The 16,514-nt window shown below is 58.8% G+C and carries 15 protein-coding genes; 6 read left to right on the forward strand and 9 right to left on the reverse strand.

The features are described from left to right. Window positions 1-143 precede the first annotated feature (143 nt). Complete coding sequence (locus AB4O12_RS22825) at window positions 144-527, reverse strand: PaaI family thioesterase (protein ID WP_052512482.1); 384 nt, start codon at window positions 525-527, stop codon at window positions 144-146. Continuing rightward, the gene (locus tag AB4O12_RS22830) at window positions 527-2,851 is read right to left on the reverse strand and encodes a Tex family protein (protein ID WP_110644785.1); all 2,325 of its coding nucleotides are present in this window, start codon (window positions 2,849-2,851) and stop codon (window positions 527-529) included. The genes AB4O12_RS22825 and AB4O12_RS22830 overlap by 1 nt, the downstream gene beginning before the upstream one ends. A gap of 358 nt (window positions 2,852-3,209) precedes the next feature. Here AB4O12_RS22830 and ompR point away from each other — a divergent pair, with 358 nt between their 5' ends. Both ompR and AB4O12_RS22840 read left to right on the forward strand, forming a co-directional pair. After that, window positions 3,210-3,950, forward strand: coding sequence for an osmolarity response regulator transcription factor OmpR (ompR, locus tag AB4O12_RS22835; RefSeq protein ID WP_016772186.1), 741 nt, complete (start codon window positions 3,210-3,212; stop codon window positions 3,948-3,950). A gap of 114 nt (window positions 3,951-4,064) precedes the next feature. Continuing rightward, complete coding sequence (locus AB4O12_RS22840; protein WP_016770645.1) at window positions 4,065-5,378, forward strand: ATP-binding protein; 1,314 nt, start codon at window positions 4,065-4,067, stop codon at window positions 5,376-5,378. A 129-nt stretch (window positions 5,379-5,507) separates the two neighbouring features. Here the strand turns inward: AB4O12_RS22840 and rimK are convergent, their stop codons facing one another. Genes rimK through rimA form a run of 3 tightly spaced genes read right to left on the reverse strand, consistent with a single transcriptional unit; the run spans window position 5,508 to window position 7,684 of the window. Next, on the reverse strand, window positions 5,508-6,413 hold the full coding sequence (gene rimK, locus AB4O12_RS22845; protein ID WP_024011184.1) for a 30S ribosomal protein S6--L-glutamate ligase: 906 nt from the start codon (window positions 6,411-6,413) through the stop codon (window positions 5,508-5,510). Further along, window positions 6,410-6,889, reverse strand: a complete 480-nt coding sequence (gene rimB / locus AB4O12_RS22850; protein WP_016772184.1) for a retropepsin-like aspartic endopeptidase RimB — start codon at window positions 6,887-6,889, stop codon at window positions 6,410-6,412. Before rimB ends, rimK begins: the two co-directional genes overlap by 4 nt. Window positions 6,890-6,904: 15 nt before the next feature. Further along, a complete protein-coding gene (gene rimA, locus AB4O12_RS22855) occupies window positions 6,905-7,684 on the reverse strand; it encodes a S6 modification regulatory phosphodiesterase RimA (RefSeq protein ID WP_460062496.1) in 780 nt (259 codons plus the stop codon). 116 nt (window positions 7,685-7,800) lie between these two features. Here rimA and AB4O12_RS22860 point away from each other — a divergent pair, with 116 nt between their 5' ends. Beyond that, window positions 7,801-8,208, forward strand: a complete 408-nt coding sequence (locus AB4O12_RS22860; protein ID WP_016772182.1) for an RNA-binding S4 domain-containing protein — start codon at window positions 7,801-7,803, stop codon at window positions 8,206-8,208. A gap of 97 nt (window positions 8,209-8,305) precedes the next feature. Here the strand turns inward: AB4O12_RS22860 and AB4O12_RS22865 are convergent, their stop codons facing one another. Continuing rightward, a complete protein-coding gene (locus AB4O12_RS22865; protein WP_041477480.1) occupies window positions 8,306-9,106 on the reverse strand; it encodes a phosphatase PAP2 family protein in 801 nt (266 codons plus the stop codon). A gap of 107 nt (window positions 9,107-9,213) precedes the next feature. On the opposite strand from AB4O12_RS22865, the gene hslO reads away from it, so the two are divergent. Together hslO and AB4O12_RS22875 are read left to right on the forward strand one after the other, a co-directional pair. Next, window positions 9,214-10,116, forward strand: a complete 903-nt coding sequence (gene hslO / locus AB4O12_RS22870) for an Hsp33 family molecular chaperone HslO (RefSeq protein ID WP_460059771.1) — start codon at window positions 9,214-9,216, stop codon at window positions 10,114-10,116. 181 nt (window positions 10,117-10,297) lie between these two features. After that, window positions 10,298-11,839, forward strand: coding sequence for a phosphoenolpyruvate carboxykinase (locus AB4O12_RS22875; RefSeq protein ID WP_016772179.1), 1,542 nt, complete (start codon window positions 10,298-10,300; stop codon window positions 11,837-11,839). Window positions 11,840-12,016: 177 nt separating this feature from the next. Here AB4O12_RS22875 and AB4O12_RS22880 read toward each other — a convergent pair whose 3' ends face one another. The 3 genes from AB4O12_RS22880 to AB4O12_RS22890 form a co-directional block, all read right to left on the reverse strand. Beyond that, window positions 12,017-12,289: a type II toxin-antitoxin system RelE/ParE family toxin gene (locus AB4O12_RS22880; RefSeq protein ID WP_056787114.1), complete on the reverse strand. Its 273-nt coding sequence runs from the start codon at window positions 12,287-12,289 to the stop codon at window positions 12,017-12,019. Continuing rightward, window positions 12,289-12,735, reverse strand: a complete 447-nt coding sequence (locus tag AB4O12_RS22885; RefSeq protein ID WP_056787116.1) for an antitoxin PaaA2 family protein — start codon at window positions 12,733-12,735, stop codon at window positions 12,289-12,291. The genes AB4O12_RS22880 and AB4O12_RS22885 overlap by 1 nt, the downstream gene beginning before the upstream one ends. Before the next feature lie 324 nt (window positions 12,736-13,059). Next, complete coding sequence (locus tag AB4O12_RS22890) at window positions 13,060-14,202, reverse strand: lipase family protein (protein ID WP_252887128.1); 1,143 nt, start codon at window positions 14,200-14,202, stop codon at window positions 13,060-13,062. Between the two features lie 273 nt (window positions 14,203-14,475). Here AB4O12_RS22890 and AB4O12_RS22895 point away from each other — a divergent pair, with 273 nt between their 5' ends. Continuing rightward, the gene (locus tag AB4O12_RS22895) at window positions 14,476-16,404 is read left to right on the forward strand and encodes a RecQ family ATP-dependent DNA helicase (protein WP_460059772.1); all 1,929 of its coding nucleotides are present in this window, start codon (window positions 14,476-14,478) and stop codon (window positions 16,402-16,404) included. The last annotated feature ends 110 nt before the right edge of the window (window positions 16,405-16,514 follow it).

Below are 16,514 nucleotides of genomic sequence, written 5' to 3' on the forward strand. Positions count from 1 at the left end.
GCCGCACACATGAACCCGTAGAAGCTGCCGAAGGCTGCGATCTTTTGATCTTGCTGTTGAAAAACAAAATCAAAAGATCGCAGCCTTCGGCAGCTCCCACAGGATTCGTTGCGCCGAAATTAACTCAAAATGATGAGCAACATCTACAGGACAGCGAAGGTGCCTTGCGCTTTTGCGACCAGTTTGTCGCCCTGCATCACCTCGGCTTCGACCACCAGCGTGCGCCGGCCCGGGTGGATCACCCGCGCCGTGCACAGCACCTCGCCGTCGGAAACGGCGCGGATGTAGTTGATCTTGCATTCGATGGTCGCACTCTGCTGATCGAAGCCATGGCTGCTGGAACAAGCCAGGCCCATGGCGATGTCGACCAGACTGAACAGCGCGCCGCCGTGCAGTTTGCCGCCGCGATTGCGCAGTTCGGGCTCAAGCGCCAGGGCGACTTGCGCCACCCCGGTTTCGAGACTGTGCAGGCGACAGCCCAACAGCTTGAAAAACGCGCTCTCGACGAGCCCGGCCGGCATCTCCATCAGCGTTTCTTCAACTGCTTGGCGTTGGCGAACAGCGAGGCCATCGCATTGTTCACCGGCGCGGCTGTGGCGGTTTCCTTGCGCGGCGCGTTGCCCGAAGACTGGCGCGGTGCCGAGCCCGGACGCGAGCCACGGGCGCCATCGATTTTCTCGCCGGGAGTGTCGCTCATGCGCATCGACAGACCGACGCGTTTGCGCGGGATATCGACTTCCATGACCTTCACTTTCACCACGTCACCGGCCTTGACCGCTTCGCGCGGGTCCTTGATGAACTTCTCCGACAGCGCCGAGATGTGCACCAGACCATCCTGATGCACGCCGATGTCGACGAACGCACCGAACGCCGTCACGTTGGTCACCACGCCTTCAAGGATCATCCCCAGTTGCAGATCCTTGAGGTCCTCGACGCCTTCCTGGAACTCGGCGGTCTTGAACTCCGGGCGCGGATCGCGACCGGGTTTTTCCAGTTCTTGCAGGATGTCGGTGACGGTCGGCAGACCGAAGGTTTCGTCGGTAAATTTCTTCGGATCCAGGCGCTTGAGGAACGCGGCATCGCCGATCAGCGAACGGATGTCGCGGTCGGTTTCAGCGGCAATGCGCTGCACCAGCGGATAGGCTTCCGGGTGCACCGCCGACGAATCCAGCGGGTTGTCGCCGTTCATCACGCGCAAGAAACCGGCGGCCTGTTCGAAGGTTTTTTCGCCCAGACGCGCGACTTTCTTCAGCGCTGCACGGGTCTTGAACGCGCCGTGTTCGTCACGGTGAGCAACGATGTTCTGCGCCAGCGTTGCATTGAGGCCGGAAATCCGCGCCAGCAATGCCACGGAGGCAGTGTTCACATCCACGCCCACGGCGTTCACGCAGTCCTCGACCACGGCATCCAGACCGCGCGCCAGTTTCAGCTGCGAGACATCGTGCTGGTACTGGCCGACACCGATGGATTTCGGATCGATTTTCACCAGTTCGGCCAGCGGATCCTGCAAGCGACGGGCGATCGATACGGCGCCACGGATCGACACGTCCAGATCCGGGAATTCCTTGGCCGCCAGTTCCGAGGCCGAGTACACCGAGGCGCCGGCTTCGGACACCATGACCTTGGTCATTTTCATCGCTGGATATTTCTTGATCAGTTCGATCGCCAGCTTGTCGGTCTCACGGCTGGCAGTGCCGTTGCCGATGGCGATCAGATCCACCGAGTGCTTGGCGCACAGGGCGGCGAGGATGGCGATGGTCTGATCCCATTTGTTGTGCGGCACGTGCGGGTAAACCGTGGCGTGGTCGAGCAGCTTGCCGGTGGAGTCGACCACGGCCACCTTGCAGCCGGTACGCAGGCCCGGGTCGAGGCCCAGCGTCGCGCGAGGGCCGGCCGGAGCGGCCAACAGCAGGTCGTGCAGATTGTGCGCGAAAACGTTGATCGCTTCGGTTTCGGCACCGTCGCGCAACTCGCCGAGCAGGTCGGTTTCCAGGTGGGTGTAGAGCTTGACCTTCCAGGTCCAGCGCACCACTTCACCGAGCCATTTGTCCGCCGGGCGGTTCTGGTTCTGGATGCCGAACTGCTGGCCGATCATGCCTTCGCACGGGTGCATGGTGCCGGGCAACTCATCGCCGACTTTCAGCGCGGAGCTGAGAATGCCTTCGTTGCGGCCACGGAAAATCGCCAGGGCACGGTGCGATGGCATGCTTTTCAGAGGCTCGTCGTGTTCGAAGTAATCACGGAACTTGGCGCCTTCCTCTTCCTTGCCGGCGATGACGCGGGCACTGAGGATCGCTTCCTGTTTGAGGAAATTACGCAGCTTTTCCAGCAGGCTGGCGTCTTCGGCGAAGCGCTCCATGAGAATGTATTTGGCGCCTTCCAGCGCAGCCTTGACGTCGGCCACGCCTTTTTCGGCGTCGACGAAGCGCGCGGCTTCGGTTTCCGGCGACAGGTTCGGGTCGTTGAACAAGCCGTCGGCCAGTTCGCCGAGGCCGGCTTCGAGGGCGATCTGGCCCTTGGTGCGGCGCTTCTGCTTGTACGGCAGGTACAAGTCTTCGAGACGGGTCTTGGTGTCGGCGAGCTTGATGTCGCGTTCCAGGGCAGGGGTGAGCTTGCCTTGCTCCTCGATGCTGGCGAGGATGCTGATGCGCCGTTCGTCGAGTTCTCGCAGGTAGCGCAGGCGCTCTTCCAGATGACGCAACTGGGTGTCATCGAGGCTGCCGGTGACTTCTTTCCGGTAACGGGCGATGAAGGGGACGGTAGAACCTTCATCGAGTAGCGCGACGGCCGCTTCGACCTGTTGTGGGCGTACGCCGAGTTCCTCGGCGATGCGGCTGTTGATGCTGTCCATAAAACCACCTGACATAGTATGAAAGCAGGCTCGCAGGCACGCAGATAATGGCCTGGAGGCTGATTGAGCGGCTGGAAAATTGCCGCTGCCTGGATCAAGAAGCTGCCCATTGACCCGTGAAATCGAACAGTTACTGCACAGGGCCGGAAAAAATACCGGCCACTTACGGTAACGATTCAGACGTTGCCTGGCGCAAAACGCCGCGCATTATAACCAGCGTTCTGTCATTCGGGGGCGTTGCAGGCTGTAGGCATAAACCTCGGTTTTCTGGCAGTGAAGGAAAAATCTGCTAACAATGCACACGGTGCGTATAACGGCAGCTACGCCATAATGCGCGCCGAGCTAAAAGGAGCATCCAATGAGCAGCACAGCACAAACTGCTGAAGGCGAAAAAATTCTTATCGTTGATGACGATCCGGGGCTGAGCAGCCTGCTGGAGCGTTTCTTCGTCAGCAAGGGCTACCGTGCCCGTACCGTTCCGAACACCGAGCAGATGGACCGTCTGCTGGCGCGTGAAGTGTTCAATCTGGTCGTTCTCGACCTGATGCTGCCGGGCGAAGACGGCCTGACCGCGTGCCGCCGTCTGCGCAGCGCGAACAACCAGATTCCGATCATCATGCTCACCGCCAAGGGCGATGAGCTGAGCCGTATCAAGGGCCTTGAACTGGGTGCCGACGATTACCTGGCCAAGCCGTTCAACCCGGACGAGCTGATGGCTCGGGTCAAAGCGGTATTGCGCCGTCAGGCCGCACCGGTGCCGGGCGCACCGGGCAGTGAGGACGAAAACGTCACCTTCGGTGATTACGTGTTGTCGCTGGCGACCCGCGAGCTCAAGCGTGGCGATGAAGTGCACATGCTCACCACCGGTGAGTTCGCGGTACTCAAGGCGCTGGTGATGAACGCCCGTCAGCCGCTGACCCGCGACAAGCTGATGAACCTCGCCCGTGGCCGTGAATGGGATGCGCTGGAGCGTTCCATCGACGTGCAGATCTCGCGTCTGCGCCGCATGATCGAACCCGATCCGTCGAAACCGCGCTACATCCAGACTGTCTGGGGCGTGGGTTACGTGTTCGTACCGGATGGCACCGCCACCAAGTGATCGGTGATTTGTAGGAGCGGGTCTGCAAGGCTCTGGTCGCACGGCCATTGCCACAGACTCGCAATCCGCAATATGCGAGCATTGCTCGCTCCTGCAAGTGTGTAGCGGTTAAAGATGAAAACCCCCGTCTGGTTCCCCCAAAGTTTTTTCTCCCGCACCCTCTGGCTGGTGCTGATCGTCGTGCTGTTTTCCAAGGCGCTGACCCTGGTTTATCTGTTGATGAACGAGGACGTGCTGGTGGATCGCCAATACAGCCATGGCGTCGCTCTGACGCTGCGCGCCTATTGGGCCGCCGACGAAGAGAACCGCGCAAAAATTGCCGATGCCGCGACCCTGATTCGTGTGGTCGGCGCCGGTGTGCCGGAAGGCGAACAGCACTGGCCGTACAGCGAAATCTACCAACGTCAGATGCAGGCGGAACTGGGTGCCGACACCGAGGTGCGTTTGCGCATGCACTCGCCGCCGGCATTGTGGGTGAGGGCACCGAGCCTGGGCGATGGCTGGCTGAAAGTGCCGTTGTATCCGCACCCGCTGCGCGGCCAGAAGATCTGGAACGTGCTCGGCTGGTTCCTCGCCATCGGCCTGCTTTCTACGGCGTCGGCATGGATTTTCGTCAGCCAGCTCAACCAGCCGTTGAAGCGCCTGGTGTATGCCGCGCGGCAACTCGGCCAGGGCCGCAGCGTACGTCTGCCGATCAGTGATACGCCGAGCGAAATGACCGAGGTTTATCGCGCCTTCAACCAGATGGCCGAGGACGTCGAACAGGCCGGACGTGAGCGGGAGCTGATGCTGGCGGGGGTTTCCCACGACTTGCGCACACCGCTGACGCGCTTGCGCCTGTCGCTGGAACTGATGGGCGATCACACCGACCTCACCGACGACATGGTCCGCGACATCGAGGACATGGACGCGATTCTCGACCAGTTCCTCGCGTTCATTCGCGACGGTCGTGACGAGTCGGTGGAAGAGGTCGACCTCAGCGATCTGGTGCGCGAAGTCGCCGCGCCATACAACCAGAACGAAGAGAAAGTGCGCCTGCGCCTGGAACCGATCCAGCCGTTTCCGCTGCGTCGGGTGTCGATGAAACGCCTGCTCAACAACCTGATCGGCAATGCCTTGAACCATGCCGGCACGGGTGTTGAAGTCGCGGCTTATGTGTCGGGAGATACCAGCGCGCCGTATGTGGTCCTTAGCGTTATGGACCGTGGCGCGGGTATTGACCCGTCCGAGCTTGAGGCGATCTTCAACCCGTTTACCCGAGGTGATCGGGCTCGCGGTGGCAAAGGCACCGGGCTGGGGCTGGCGATCGTGAAAAGGATTGCGGCGATGCATGGCGGCAATGTCGAATTGCGCAACCGGTCCGGGGGTGGACTGGAGGCGCGGGTGAGATTGCCGTTGGGGTTGATGTTGCCGCGTGATGCTGTTTAAGCGCTGAGATCTTCAAGAGGGCGGATGGCCCCTTCGCGAGCAGGCTCGCTCCCACATTTTGGAATGCGATCAACTGTGGGAGCGAGCCTGCTCGCGAAGGCGGCTTTCCAGCCGCCGAATATCTCTGGGTTAACCTTTGCCCTTGGTGCGGGTCATATTCGGCCCGCCATTCTTTTCCAGATGCTCGATGATGATTCCGGCGACATTCTTGCCAGTGGTGGTTTCGATGCCTTCCAGTCCCGGCGACGAGTTCACTTCCATCACCAGCGGACCGTGATTGGAGCGCAGGATATCCACACCCGCCACCGCCAGGCCCATGACCTTGGCAGCGCGTAACGCGGTCATGCGTTCTTCCGGGGTGATCTTGATCAGGCTGGCGCTGCCACCGCGATGCAGGTTGGAACGAAACTCGCCCGGTTTGGCCTGGCGCTTCATTGCGGCGATCACCTTGTCGCCGACCACGAAGCAGCGGATATCCGCACCGCCGGCTTCCTTGATGTATTCCTGAACCATGATGTTCTGCTTGAGACCCATGAACGCTTCGATCACCGACTCTGCCGCCGTGGCTGTTTCGCACAGCACCACGCCGATGCCCTGGGTGCCTTCCAGTACCTTGATCACCAGCGGTGCACCGTTGACCATGGCGATCAGGTCGGGAATATCGTCCGGCGAGTGGGCAAAACCGGTGACCGGCAAACCGATGCCGCGCCGCGACAGCAGTTGCAGCGAACGCAATTTGTCCCGCGAGCGGGCAATTGCCACCGACTCGTTGAGCGGGAACACGCCCATCATTTCGAACTGACGCAACACCGCGCAGCCGTAGAACGTCACCGATGCGCCGATCCGCGGGATCACCGCGTCAAAACCTTCCAGCGGTTTGCCGCGGTAATGGATCTGCGGCTTGTGGCTGGCAATGTTCATGTAGGCGCGCAAGGTGTCGATCACTACCATTTCATGCCCGCGCTCGATTCCGGCTTCGACCAGACGGCGGGTGGAATACAGACGCGGATTACGCGACAGCACAGCGATCTTCATGCAACACCTGTGGAGGAGGTAGATACCGGGAACACCGGCTTGTCTTGTACATATTTGATGCCCGGATTGACCACCAACTGGCCATCGATCAGGGCTTTGGAACCGAGCAGCAGGCGATAACGCATGGACTTGCGGCAGGCCAGAGTGAACTCCACCGGCCAGACCCGATCACCCAGGGCCAGCGTGGTGCTGATCACATAGCGCACCTGGGCATGGCCGTTGGAGCTCTTGATGGTTTTGCGCGTGACCAGCGGCGCTTCGCAGCGCCGGTGACGCAACTGCACCACCGTGCCGAGATGCGCAGTGAAGCGCACCCATTTCTCGCCGTCGCGTTCGAACGGCTCGATGTCGGTGGCGTGCAGGCTGGAGGTGCTGGCGCCGGTGTCGATTTTTGCGCGCAGGCCCGCAACTCCCAAACCCGGGAGCGCCACCCACTCGCGCAGACCGACAACGGTCAAATGATCAAATGTCTTCAAAGAAAAAACCAAGGGTTAACGCTTCCAGGCCTCGTCCGGCACCTGGGCCAACGCTTTGAACGCAGGTCTGGCGAACCAGTAGCCCTGCATCAGGAATATTCCACAGTCCGCGAGGAAATCCCGTTCCCCGGCGCTTTCTATGCCTTCGGCAATGACTGTAACGTCCAACTCCGCACACATTGTGACAATCCCCCGAACGATCACCTGACGGACACGATCCTGGTCAACATCGCGGATCAGAGCCATGTCGAGTTTGATCAGATCCGGTTGGAAATCAGCCAGCAGATTGAGCCCCGAATAACCGGCACCGAAATCGTCGATGGCGGTCTTGAAGCCGAATTCGCGGTATTCACGCAGAATATTGGTCAAATGGCGATAATTATCTACGTGCTCGATTTCCAGGGTTTCGAAAATCAGTCGGTCGATCGGAAAGTTGTGTTTTCGTGCGGCCTCCAGTGTGCTGCGAATGCATAGCTCTGGACGGTAGACGGCGTTGGGCAAAAAGTTGATCGACAAGTGTGTCTGCATATTTAGGCTCGCCGCGCCTTCGATCGCGCGGGTCCGGCAGAGCTGGTCGAAACGGTAGCGGTTGTCTTCTGTAACCTGATTTAACACCGACAGTGCACCTTCCCCTGACACGCCTCGGACCAGCGCTTCGTGGGCAAATACCGATTGATCGCGCAGGTCAACAATCGGCTGGTAGGCGAAGGCAAAATCGAAATCCAGCGGTTCGCTCTGCTGGCAGCCCTGGCAACCGCCCCTGGGTGAGGTCAACGAAGTTGGAAATTTAGTCACGCGGTCACTCCAGGCCGGTCGGGCGGCGAAGATCACAATCAATCTGGAGGGCCGAGTTCTTGCGCCCGACAGAAACGGTAGTACAGTTCCGACTACTGGCTGAGCGAGGAATTCATATGGGACAGAAGCAGGAGGAGGACGACAAGGTCCGTCTCGATAAGTGGTTATGGGCGGCGCGTTTCTACAAGACGCGTGCTCTGGCCAAAGCAGCAATCGAAAGCGGCAAGGTGCATTGTCGTGGCGAGCGCTGCAAGCCGGGCAAGGAGCCGCGCATTGGTGATGAGTTCGAGATTCGCACCGGCTTCGAAGTGCGCACGGTGAGGGTCGAGGCATTGTCGATCGTGCGTCGTGGCGCACCCGAGGCGCAAACCTTGTACGCGGAGACCGAAGCGAGTGTCGCCAAGCGTGAAGCGGCTGCGGCGATGCGCAAGGCGGGCTCGTTGGGCGTGAGCACCGATGGCAAACCGAGCAAGAAGCAGCGGCGGGATCTGTTCAAGTTTCGCGGTAGCAGCAACGAAGATTGAAACGTTGTGCCGGCCTCTTCGCGAGCAGGCTCGCTCCCACATTCGATCGAGTCGTCTGTGGCAGCGAGCCTGCTCGCGAATCGAGTACGACGCGGTATCAGGCGCTACGCACCACACTCATCCGCGACACCATCGGCAGCTTGCCCAGCAACGCGAAAATCGGCGCGGTCAGCTTCAACCAGAGGTTCGACGCGTGATAGGCAAACGGCGTGTAGTAACCCCAGCCCAACGCCCATACCGCCAGCAGCACACCACCGATGTAGTCGTCCTGACCCCAATGCGCGCCTGCCACCAGACGCGGCAACATGAACAACACGGCCAGACCCCAGACCGTTAGAAATTGTCCGACGGTGCGGCTGAACACGCCCATGAACAACGCCCAGATCAACAACACCGAGGCATGATCACCGGGAAAACTCTGGCCCGAACGGTCCTTCAGCTCCCAGGTTTTTTCCAGATGCGGAAAGTAATCGCTGATGTGCACGGCGCCCTCAAGCACCATTGACGGGCTGCTGTGTTGCCAGCCCATGTGATCGGCGAATTTGGAAAACAGCGCGCGGATCACCACCATCAGCAGCAGGATCGAGAAAAAACCGAAGAACGCGCGACGCACGTCGATCGCCCTGAAAACCCAATCGCCCTTGATCAGCAGCGTCAGCAGAATCAGTCCGACGACGATGTCGAACGGGCGCAGACTTGCAATTGCCCAAATGTGGAGCCATATCGGGTTGCTGGCCAGCGGCGCGTTCAGCGAGCGGAACAGCCACTCGTCGAAAATCACACACAGCATCTGACCGGTAGGCCATAACCAGAAAGCCAGTAGCGCCAGCGGCACTACGTTACACAGAACCAGCCGGCCGAGGTTCCACCTTGATTGGAACAAACCCGGATTGTTCATAAAATGCCTCCCATGGCGAAAAAGCGCCGGCACCAAAAAAAGTGCCAGCAAGCGCAAATTTTCACGTTTTGTAACCATTTTGTCATCACATTCAGATACCCAGACCTATGACCGACCTAGCGGATACCGATTTCACTCAACGCTTCATCTTCGATGACAGCGACACTCGCGGCGAACTGGTAGCGCTGGAGCGCAGCTACGCCGAAGTCCTCGCCAAACACCCGTACCCGGAGCCGGTCGCGCAGTTGCTCGGCGAACTGATGGCGGCCGCGTCGTTACTGGTCGGCACGCTCAAGTTCGATGGCTTGCTGATTTTGCAGGCGCGCTCGGAAGGGCCGATTCCGCTGCTGATGATCGAGTGCTCCAGCGAGCGTGAGATCCGTGGTCTGGCGCGTTACAACGCCGAGCAGATCGCGGTTGACGCGACCCTTGCCGACTTGATGCCGAACGGCGTTCTGGCCCTGACCGTCGACCCGACTGTTGGCCAGCGCTATCAGGGCATTGTTGATCTTGACGGCGAGACCCTGTCGGACTGTTTCACCAACTATTTCGTCATGTCGCAACAGGTCGGCACCCGCTTCAAGCTCTTCGCCGACGGTCGTCGTGCCCGTGGCATGTTGCTGCAACAACTCCCCGCCGATCGCTTGAAAGACGAAGAGGAACGCGCCGCCAGCTGGCAGCATCTCACCGCACTGGCCAGCACCTTGAGCGCTGATGAGCTCATTAGTCTGGACAACGAAACCGTGCTGCATCGCCTGTACCACGAAGAGCAGGTACGTCTGTTTGATGTGCAGCATCTGCGCTTCAGTTGCAGCTGCTCGCGGGAACGCTCCGGCAATGCGCTGGTCAGTCTTGGGCTGGAAGATGCGCTGGCGCTGGCCGCCGAGCAGGGCGGCAAAGTCGAGATCGATTGCCAGTTCTGCAATCAGCAGTACCTGTTTGACGCAGCCGATATTGCTCAATTGTTCGCTGGCGCGGGCGTCGATACGCCGTCAGATACCCGTCACTAAAACGGTTCAGCGCAGGTAAATTCACTGCGGAATGACGGAATATCGCCGTTACGACGGGAGGACCCTACTCTTTTTGGGCTTTTCTGGCATAATCCGGCCCACTTTTTTCGCGGTAGTAGTGCACGACTTTCTACTACAAAACGTTTGGAGCACACTCGGCCACTGGCCGACGGGGAACCTCATGACGCAAGCCAATAACGCCGTGTACACCGATCTGAGTGTTGATGATCTGGTAAAAGAAGCCCTGAATCGCGGTGAAGGCGAGCTTGCCGATACCGGCGCTCTGGTTGTTCGCACCGGTCACCGCACCGGCCGCTCGCCAGTCGACCGTTTCATCGTTGAAGAGCCTTCCACCCAGGCCGCTATCGCCTGGGGCCCGATCAACCGCAAGTTCCCGGCCGACAAGTTCGATGCCCTGTGGGCTCGCGTCGAGGCCTTCAACAACGCGCAAGAGCACTTCGTTTCCCACGTGCATGTAGGCGCGGCGGAAGATCACTACCTGGCCGTGAAAATGACCACACAGACTGCCTGGCAGAACCTGTTCGGTCGTTGCCTGTTCATCAACCCGGCCCAGTACAACCCGGCTGGCCGTGAAGAATGGCAAGTGCTCAACGTTGCTAACTTCGAGTGTGTGCCTGAGCGTGACGGCACCAACTCCGACGGTTGCGTGATCATCAACTTCGCGCAGAAGAAAGTGCTGATCGCTGGCATGCGTTACGCCGGCGAGATGAAGAAAGCCATGTTCTCGGTGCAGAACTTCCTGCTGCCGGCCGCTGACGTGCTGCCAATGCACTGCGCTGCCAACATCGGCGAAGACGGTGACGTGACCCTGTTCTTCGGTCTGTCGGGCACCGGTAAAACCACCCTGTCGGCCGACGAAAGCCGTTACCTGATCGGTGACGACGAACACGGCTGGGGCGAAGGCGTGGTGTTCAACATCGAAGGCGGTTGCTATGCCAAGTGCATCGACCTCTCCGAGAAGAACGAGCCGGTTATCTGGAAAGCCATCAAGCACGGCGCGGTGCTGGAAAACGTCGTCATCGACGACGCCAAGCACGCCGATTATGCCGATGTCAGCCTGACCCAGAACAGCCGCGCGGCGTATCCGCTGGAGCACGTTGCCAAGCGTTCCGAGAAGAACCTGGGTGGCGAGCCAAACGCGGTGATCTTCCTGACCTGCGACCTGACCGGCGTACTGCCGCCAGTGTCGATCCTCAACGAAGAACAAGCGGCCTACCACTTCCTTTCCGGCTACACCGCACTGGTGGGCTCGACTGAAATGGGTTCGGGCAGCGGCATCAAGTCGACCTTCTCCACCTGCTTCGGCGCACCGTTCTTCCCGCGTCCGGCTGGCGAATACGCCGAACTGCTGATCAAGCGCATCCGCGGCTTCGGCTCCAAGGTCTACCTGGTCAACACCGGCTGGACCGGCGGCGGCTACGGCGTCGGCCAACGCTTCAACATCCCGACCACCCGCGCGGTGATCGCAGCGATCCAGAGCGGCGCTCTGATCGGTGCTGCCACCGAGCACCTCGACACCATCAACCTCGACGTGCCACTGGCCGTTCCGGGCGTCGACACCAACCTGCTCAACCCACGCAACACCTGGGCTGACAAGGCTGCGTACGACGAGGCAGCGAAAGCATTGGCCGGTCTGTTCATCGAGAACTTCAAGAAGTTCGAAGTGAGCGACGCGATCAAGGCGGCTGGGCCGAAGTTGTAAGTAGTAGTTTGCAGTGAATAAAAAACCGCCCTTTGGGGCGGTTTTTTCATGGGCGAAGATTTGGGTAAGCTCATCTCAACGGCGGTTCGTCACTTGCCATGTAGCAGTATTCATTCATTTTTGGCCTGATACGGCCAGAGTAATGCCACTCAACAGTACTGCAACATGATCCTCTAATTAAGGCCATTGCTGCCGTGCATGCATGACACGCAGCACTTCCACCCGGTCTTTTTTGATTGCGTAGACGATGACGTAGTTGGCGGCCGCAACGATTTCACGTGTTCCGAGGACCCTGCCCTTTCGGTACAAGGTTGGGCGCTGTCTTGCTATTTCCCCTTTTGATTCGAACATTTCATCGAGATCCGCAGCAGCGTCTGGGTTGTCCTGACCGATTCGGTCCATTATCCGGTCTCGGTCAGCAAGCGCTTCCGGGCGCCAGACCAACCTCATCAGCGCCCTCGTTGACGCAGGGCATCACGCTTGGCGGCGAATATTCGGCGAGCATCTTCATCGCTGATACTTGGCCTTGGATCATCGATGCTGATCTGCACCTGTCGCTTGAACCATTCCTCATAAGCGGCCGCTTCATGGGCTTGTTTCAACGCTTCAGAGCGATCAGGCCTGGCGTAGGTTTTCAGTTGCAGCGGGTCATAGCCGGAGGCATCCACGTTGAATTGGCTGATGCCCAAGCCCTGCAGATAGGTCACAAGCGTCTCCAGCCTCTTGAACAGGCGCACCTGACCACTGCGTTGTGCTGTCAGCGCGCATTTGCGGCTGCCTTGCCGAATCTCGACCGACCAGCCTCCTGGTTTCGCGACGATAATTGTGCCGCTCACAGAACCGTTTTCGACCAAGCGAACGAGGGCGCTGTGATCGATGATTTCAGTGCTGGCCATAAATGCGAGCCCTTCGCTGAGTAATGGCTCCCATCGTACGCAATCAATAGTAGTTTGCAAATTTTGACTCCTGGTGCTGGACACGGCGTGTGCAGCGATGATGTTTCGTTTGTTACTTGGCCGGGGGCATCTGACTTGCAGCAGGTCCCAGCCGTCCTGTGTCAGCAGGTACAGGGCGTGGGTGATGTGGGTGTCGCTGCCAAAGCAGCGACACCCACGACTATAGGTTCGCACCACCCGCTCGCGATAGCCGACAAGGCATTGCGTGAAGTAGGAACGGGACGAACAATTCGCCAGACGTTGCTACCGATTCTTAAACGCTTTTCAACGCAAATGTTGGTAGCCAGAAATATCCAGCAGGCTTGTGGTCAGTCCTGTTGCCGGCCGGTAGATCGTGCCTTTGACTGCCGAGAACGGCACGCCTTTGCTGCCCAGCGAGACATAGCGCTCGCCTTTGTCCTGTTCGGTGAAATAGGTGTAGGACTGGCTGTGCATCTTCTTGTAGCGGGCTTCGTCGCTGACGATGGTGCCGGTGAAGCGCAGCAGGTCGGCATCGCTCAGGTTGAGCGTTTTGCTCAGTGGCACGCCCCAACGCTTGAGGCAGATTTCCGCCAGATGGCGAACGATGCGGCCGGGCTCGATCAGCGCATTGAGGTCGCTGCTGTTGGTGGGATCGCCGCCGAGGGCCGTGGCGTTGCCGGCGAGGGTGGCGTGGCGACCGGCCATTGGATAGATCGAGGTTTTGGTGCCGGTAGCGGTTTGCGGGATCACGCAGCTGAAGCCTTTTGAGCGCTCGTCGCGGGCATAGAAGGCGATGTATTCCTTGACGTTGGATTGAAGTTTGACGCGGTTTTCCTGGAAGTTGCCGATGCCCGGGACTGGATCAATCGCAAATATATTCACCGGAATATGTTTGAGTGCAGCGTCCTGGAACATCGCATTGGCGAGCATGTGGCAACTGATACCGCCACGGCTCCAGCCGACCAGATTGACTCGCGCAGGAATAACGCCGTTCTTGCGGAAAGTCTTGATGATCTGTTCCTGCAACTTCTGTTGCGTGATACTCCGATCGCCATAGTTATACTGGCGCCAGAACCAGGAGCCTTCCACTTTCACATCTTCAATAGGAATGCCTGCGGCTTTCAGACGGTTATATTCTAACTCGGTCAGTTGTTTACGCTGCCAGTCGCATTTGCCTTTGATAATGTTCACAGCGTGCTGCACGTTTTCATCCCAGCCTTTGCCGAACAGCGTGCCGGACAGGCCGTATTCAGAGGTCTTGGTGAACAGGTCGTCGGCTTGCATATTGCCGCTGCCAGGGCCATCGACGACGATCCACTCGGCAAATTCGCGTCCGCTGTGGTGTGCAGCGAGCGTAGAAACGATTTCGCCGTCCCAGAAGCTTTTATGTTTGTCATCAAATTTGTTGGAGCCGGTGCCGCAGAAAAATATTGTTAAAGTTGTCATTTCGTTGCTCTTGCATATGTATAAGAGCAGCCAAGTTAGTTTTAGGTGGTGTAAAAAATAAAGGGCGCTGTTGTATCTGTGTTTGTAATGTGAAGTTTGTTATATATATGTAGCTGAGCTTTTCGAAAGTATGTCGAGACGCTTCGATTGTTAAACGCTTGGTTTTCGCTTCCCATGTATCATTCAGTATTGATTCAACCCCGACCTTTTCTCGACTCGCTGCAATCGCCCGCTAGGCTTTGGGCATGGCAGCAGTCAAAGGAGTGACAGCAAATGCACCACACCCTGGAACAGGTTTTTGGTTATCCACAGTTTCGCCCCGGTCAGGAGGCCGCTGTCAGCGCGGTGCTGGCGGGGCGATCCGCGGCGGCGATCTTTCCCACCGGCTCCGGCAAATCGCTTTGCTACCAACTGCCGGCACTTTTACTGCCACACCTGACATTGGTGGTCTCGCCGTTGCTGGCGTTGATGCAGGATCAACTGGCGTTTCTCAAGTCCCGCGGCATCTCGGCAGGCAGTATCGATTCGGCGCAGAGCCGCGAGGATGCCAACGACGTCATGGCCCGTGCGCGTTCGGGCGAGCTGAAAATTCTGATGATCTCCGTCGAGCGCTTGAAGAACGAGCGCTTCCGCAATTTCCTGCAGCAGGTGCCGATCTCGTTGCTGGTGGTCGACGAGGCGCACTGCATTTCCGAATGGGGCCACAACTTTCGGCCGGACTATCTGAAACTCCCCGACTACCAGCGTCAGTTCAACATTCCGCAGGCTTTGCTGCTCACCGCCACGGCGACACCAAAAGTCATCGCCGACATGCAGGCCAAATTCGCCATCGCTCCGGACGATGTAGTGACCACTGGTTTCTATCGGCCCAACCTCAATTTGCTGGTCGAGCCTGTACGCGGTCAGGACAAGCGTCGGCGTCTGGTCGAATGGATGAGCGCGCGTCCTGGGCAACCGAGCATTGTCTACGTGACGTTGCAGAAGACCGCCGAGCACATCGCCGAGCATCTTCAACGCAACGGAATCCAGGCCGAGGCATACCACGCAGGTTTGCCCCACGATCAGCGTGAAGACATTCAACGTCGCTTTATGGCCGGGCAGTCCAATTGCATTGTCGCCACCATTGCCTTCGGCATGGGCATCGACAAGAGCGACATCCGCAACGTGGTGCATTTTGATCTGCCCAAATCCATCGAAAACTACAGCCAGGAAATCGGCCGCGCCGGACGCGACGGACAGCCCTCCGACTGCCTGGTACTGGCCAACCGCGACAGCCTCAATGTGCTGGAAAACTTCGTCTACGGTGATACGCCCGAACGCGACGGGATTCATTATGTGCTCGAAGAGCTCAAAGCCTCAGTGCCGGACGGACAATGGGAGTTTCTGCTTGGGCCATTGGCGGATCAGAGCAATATTCGCTCGTTGCCATTGAAGACGTTGTTGGTGCAGCTGGAACTGCGCGGTCTGATCGCGCCGCGTTATGCCTATTACGCCGAGTATCGCTTCAAATATCTGCTCGAGCCGGAGGCATTGCTCCAGCGCTTCGAAGGCGAGCGCAGGGATTTCGTTGCGGCGATCATCAGGACGTCCACACGAGCACGCACCTGGGCCACAGTAGATTTCGAGGCGATGTATTCGCAGTATTCCGCCGAGCGCAATCGCGTGGTGACAGCGCTGGATTACTTTCAGGAAAAGGGCTGGGTCGAGCTGGAGAGCAAGCAGATGACCGAGGTCTACAGCCTGCTGCACAGTGATTTTGCCAGCGACGCCCTGAGCGCTGAACTGCACGAGTATTTCACCCGCCACGAACAGACTGAAGTGGCGCGGATTCACGCCATGCTTGAGGTGTTTGCCACCGAACGCTGCCTGGGTTATCGCCTGGCCGAGTATTTCGGTGACCACAATGCCCCCGAGCGTTGTGGCCATTGTTCGGTATGTCACGGCCAGATCGCGCGGTTGCCGGAGCCGTCGCCATTGCCGCCGCTTGTGGATAAAAACTTCGCGCAGCTGTGTGGTGAATTTATCCACAGGCATGAGCAGCAAACAGGGCGTATTCCATCGGCCGAACGCCTAACGCGGTTCCTGTGCGGAATCAGCGTGCCGTTGTTCACCAAACTCAAGGCGCGGGCGATACCGGGTTTTGCTGCGTTGGAAGAATACCCCTACGCGCAGGTCCGCGAGTGGGCGCAAGAGCACCTTTGACCCCTGTAGGAGCTGCCGAAGGCTGCGATCTTTTGATGTTGATTTTTTCAAGATCAAAAGATCGCAGCCTTCGGCAGCTCCTACTTCAAGTGTCATCAAGGCAGAGCCTC

It is taken from the genome of Pseudomonas sp. S2_A05 (assembly GCF_054668485.1).